At 45.6% G+C, this 3,815-nt stretch carries 5 protein-coding genes; all 5 read left to right on the forward strand.

The annotated features are described in order from the left end of the window. Positions 1-769, forward strand: a 769-nt coding sequence (locus tag ACQKE4_RS20315; RefSeq protein WP_427390039.1) for a helix-turn-helix domain-containing protein, incomplete at its 5' end; no start/stop codon positions are given. Positions 770-869: 100 nt separating this feature from the next. After that, positions 870-1,157, forward strand: a complete 288-nt coding sequence (locus ACQKE4_RS20320) for a PAS domain-containing protein (RefSeq protein WP_427390041.1) — start codon at positions 870-872, stop codon at positions 1,155-1,157. A 63-nt stretch (positions 1,158-1,220) separates the two neighbouring features. Continuing rightward, a complete protein-coding gene (locus tag ACQKE4_RS20325; protein ID WP_290832518.1) occupies positions 1,221-1,445 on the forward strand; it encodes a GGDEF domain-containing protein in 225 nt (74 codons plus the stop codon). 347 nt (positions 1,446-1,792) lie between these two features. Then, a complete protein-coding gene (gene gdhA / locus ACQKE4_RS20330; RefSeq protein ID WP_427390043.1) occupies positions 1,793-3,145 on the forward strand; it encodes an NADP-specific glutamate dehydrogenase in 1,353 nt (450 codons plus the stop codon). 112 nt (positions 3,146-3,257) lie between these two features. Beyond that, complete coding sequence (rnk, locus tag ACQKE4_RS20335) at positions 3,258-3,671, forward strand: nucleoside diphosphate kinase regulator (RefSeq protein ID WP_427390045.1); 414 nt, start codon at positions 3,258-3,260, stop codon at positions 3,669-3,671. Positions 3,672-3,815: the final 144 nt, after the last annotated feature.

A 3,815-nucleotide genomic window follows, 5' to 3' on the forward strand; every position in this document is an offset into this window, starting at 1 on the left:
TGGCACTGTCTGGGTGAATGGCGATAATGGCTATATTGCCATGCAGGTCAGTGGGTTAGAAGTGCTTCCGGGGGCCGGTCTCACGGATTCAGGATGGAGAGAAACAAAAGAGTCTGCCATTTTTGAGTTTAAAGAAATTCACTCTTATATAAAAAACATAAAAATAAAATATTTTCTGATACAGCAGCAGATGGCACAAAATGTGACGCACATACGTGATGTAGTGGGTAAAACCCAGTTACCTACAAAAGCCTTGCTAACTTATTCGGGTGTGGGAGTCGAGAAAATACATGAGCACTATTTAGGCTGTGAATGTCACTTCAATCAAAAAACAAATGAACTACATTTCCCACAATCAATTCTTGACCAGTCTCCCCTGTTAGGTAACCAGCTTTCTATTAAATTACTTCAAGAGACCTGCAATCAGTTACTTGGCCGCACCAAAATGTCATCCGGTGTTAGTGGAGAGGTTTATCAGATACTCATGATGTCCCCGAATAGCTTTCCAAATATGGAATCCGTAGCAAACCAATTGTGTATTACATCGCGTACTTTAAGAAGAAAACTATCTGCAGAGGCGAGCAGTTATAGAGCAATACTTGACGATGCCCGCTGTACGTTAGCAACTGAATATCTGGTGACAACAAAAATGAACATGGACGATATCGCGACGAGACTAGGCTTTAGCGACAGCGCGCATTTTCGCAGGGCTTTCAGACGCTGGACAAAAAAAACGCCCTATCAGGTTCGAAAAGAGTCAAAAAATTAATCTACGGCTTACTCATAGTCACCTTCTCTACAGGATTTCTTCTCACCTCCTTTCGCATTTGCTCTATAGTCGAAGAATGCTAACCGGATGATAATCGCCTATGGCCATTGACCTGCAAGCGCTCTACCCAAAATTGATTCATCTGATGCTGGACACCGTCTTCGTAGTCGATGAAGAAAACCAGATTGTCTTTGTGAGCGATGCCTGTGAGTCATTGCTCGGCTATCTATCCTGTGAGTTGATTGGCACCTCAATCACCCGTTATATGCACCCTGATGATCTAGCGGCCACGCGGGACTCCATTCGCCGGGTCATGAACGGCCAGCCCCATATCGATTTTCGCAATCGCTATCTTCGTAAGGATGGCGGTATCGTCCACATTCTTTAGTCTGCCCGCTGGTATGAGGAGGAGAAGGTTAGGATCGGTGTCGCGCGGGATGTGACGGCGCTTATGCAAGCTGAAGAGAAGTTACACCACCTCGCCCATCATGATCCCCTAATAAAGCTGACTAACCAGTCGCTATTCTATGTCCGATTGACCTCAGGCCTGAGCGCGGCGCAACGCCATCCGAATCATCTGGCGCTGCAATGTCTGAACATTAGTGATTTCAAGGCTAGTAATGCTATCCATGAGTATGCGGGGGGCGACAGAAGGAACCGATCGCCTGTTGGCTAAAAGCCTGCATTTTTTAATGTGTAAAAAGTAGTTCATTTCTAGCAAATAAAAAATATTTAATTTATTAACAAATACTACCTTATATAAAAACTCAAATTTTCAATTCTTATATTAATAAATTAACGCCAATATTAAATATTCGAAACCTCTCTCCGTTTATTTATCGTTTATCAAGCATCCAAGAAATAACAAATCCAACCGTCATTTTTTATACTTTAGTCTAAATTTTGTATATTTTTAACCTATACCGAACACGCATAGCCTATGCAAATAACTACGCTAACAGTTAAATATTCCAACGCTCTGGCCAGCCAATATAATGTTGAATACGGTGAAGACATACTCCGATGCCCTACGTCCACGATACGCTGTTGCGGCTCAATAAAAGTAGCCCTGCACAGTCAGAATTTTATCAAGCCGCCGAAGAAGTCCTTGAATGCCTGCGTCCGCTGTTTGAACAGAGCCCTTACTATCACCAACACAGCATCATTGAGCGAATAGTCGAGCCTGAACGACAAATCATGTTCCGGATAAGCTGGATAGATGATGCAGGCCACGTACAGGTCAACAAGGGTTATCGTGTACAGTTCAACTCTGCCCTTGGACCTTACAAGGGAGGCTTACGATTTCATCCCAGCGTTACCTCGGGCACCATAAAATTCCTCGGCTTTGAACAAATCTTCAAAAATGCGTTAACGGGCTTGCCAATCGGCGGGGGTAAGGGCGGTTCCGATTTTGACCCAAAGGGTAAATCAGATAACGAAATCATGCGTTTTTGTCAGGCTTTTATGAGTGAGCTGTACCGCCATATTGGCCCTCACTGTGATGTGCCAGCAGGTGATATCGGTGTAGGTGCACGTGAAATCGGTTATCTCTTTGGCCAATATAAGCGGCTAACCGGCCGATACGAAGGTGTGCTAACAGGTAAGGCGCTTAATTGGGGCGGCTCGCTTGGCCGTAAAGAAGCCACCGGTTACGGTGCGGTTTACTTCGCACAAAACATGCTGACCGCCCGCGGGGAAGAGCTGCGTGATAAAACCTGCCTAGTATCCGGCGCGGGCAATGTAGCAATCTATACCATTGAGAAACTATACGAACTAGGTGCTAAACCGATTACCTGTAGCGATTCACGTGGGACCATCCACGATATGAAGGGAATCGATCTAGGCTTGCTCAAGCAGCTCAAAGAAATGCAGCGCACCTCATTAGAAGCCTACTTAAATGAACATCCTGACGCACACTATATTTCTGCGCGTGACTACCCTCAGGGAGGGCATGCGGTATGGCGTATTCAAGCCGATGCGGCCTTCCCTTGCGCCACACAAAATGAGCTGACCGAGAGCGATGCAGAAACAATGCTTGCCAATGGCATAATGTGTATTAGCGAGGGTGCCAATATGCCCTCCACAAAAGAAGCGGTTGATCTTTTTTTAAAAGCTAACATTGCCTATGGCCCCGGCAAGGCCGCTAATGCTGGTGGCGTCGCTACCAGCCAGTTAGAAATGGCACAAAATAGCAGTATGGAGCAATGGCCGTTGGAAAAAGTTGATCAGAAACTAAAGCAGATTATGGCTAATATTCATCGGCAGTGTGCTGACACAGCCGAAGAGTTCGGTGATGCAACGAACCTAGTGCTAGGTGCCAACATTGCCGGCTTCAGAAAGGTAGCTGACGCCATGATTGAACAAGGCGTCACCTGAGCACCTTTTGTTTTGTAAATCGCTTATACTGTAAACGGCACACAGTCCTTCCTTTATTGGGAAGGACTGTTTTTTATTGATTTAAATTTATTGCTTTCTAAGGAGAGTAATTATGGGACAACGTCCTGCTATTATTATTAACCGCCTTGATGCTGAGCGTCTTCAGCGCCTGATCGATAATGCATCGGATAAAGATATGGTGGTGGCGCAATTACTTGAGGAAGAATTATCCCGTGGTGAGGTACGCGATCCAGAGGATATTCCGGATGACGTGGTCAGTATGAACAGTCAGGTGCGCTTCACTGATCTCACTCGTGGGCTCAAGATGATTCGAACCCTGGTCTACCCGCATTCCTTGGCAAGCGTACCGGATGGTATTTCAGTCATGGCGCCCATCGGAGCTGCCTTAATCGGGCTCAAAGTCGGTGATATCATCGAATGGCCCTTGCCTAATAATACCGAAGCGCGCCTACGTATCGATGCCATTTATTGGCAACCAGAACGCGAAAAGCAGTTCCACAGATAAGTGGTTATGCAAAAGTTAACGAGTTATTTTTTCCGTAATTATCACATATGTTTTTGACCGCTTCACAGAGCTTGTCGAACGAACTGTAGGCTGTCAGCGGTAACCACTTGTATTTGATTTCACGCCAAAGAATTTCGATCAGGT

Source organism: Halomonas sp. NPDC076908, from assembly GCF_050269715.1.
Lineage (GTDB): Bacteria > Pseudomonadota > Gammaproteobacteria > Pseudomonadales > Halomonadaceae > Vreelandella.

Excerpts from the sequence above, each read along its gene's own strand:
- ACQKE4_RS20320 (WP_427390041.1), top strand. The coding sequence starts at position 870 with ATGGCCATTGACCTGCAAGCGCTCTACCCAAAATTGATTCATCTGATG.
- ACQKE4_RS20325 (WP_290832518.1), top strand. The coding sequence starts at position 1,221 with ATGCAAGCTGAAGAGAAGTTACACCACCTCGCCCATCATGATCCCCTA.
- gdhA (WP_427390043.1), top strand. The coding sequence starts at position 1,793 with ATGCCCTACGTCCACGATACGCTGTTGCGGCTCAATAAAAGTAGCCCT.
- rnk (WP_427390045.1), top strand. The coding sequence starts at position 3,258 with ATGGGACAACGTCCTGCTATTATTATTAACCGCCTTGATGCTGAGCGT.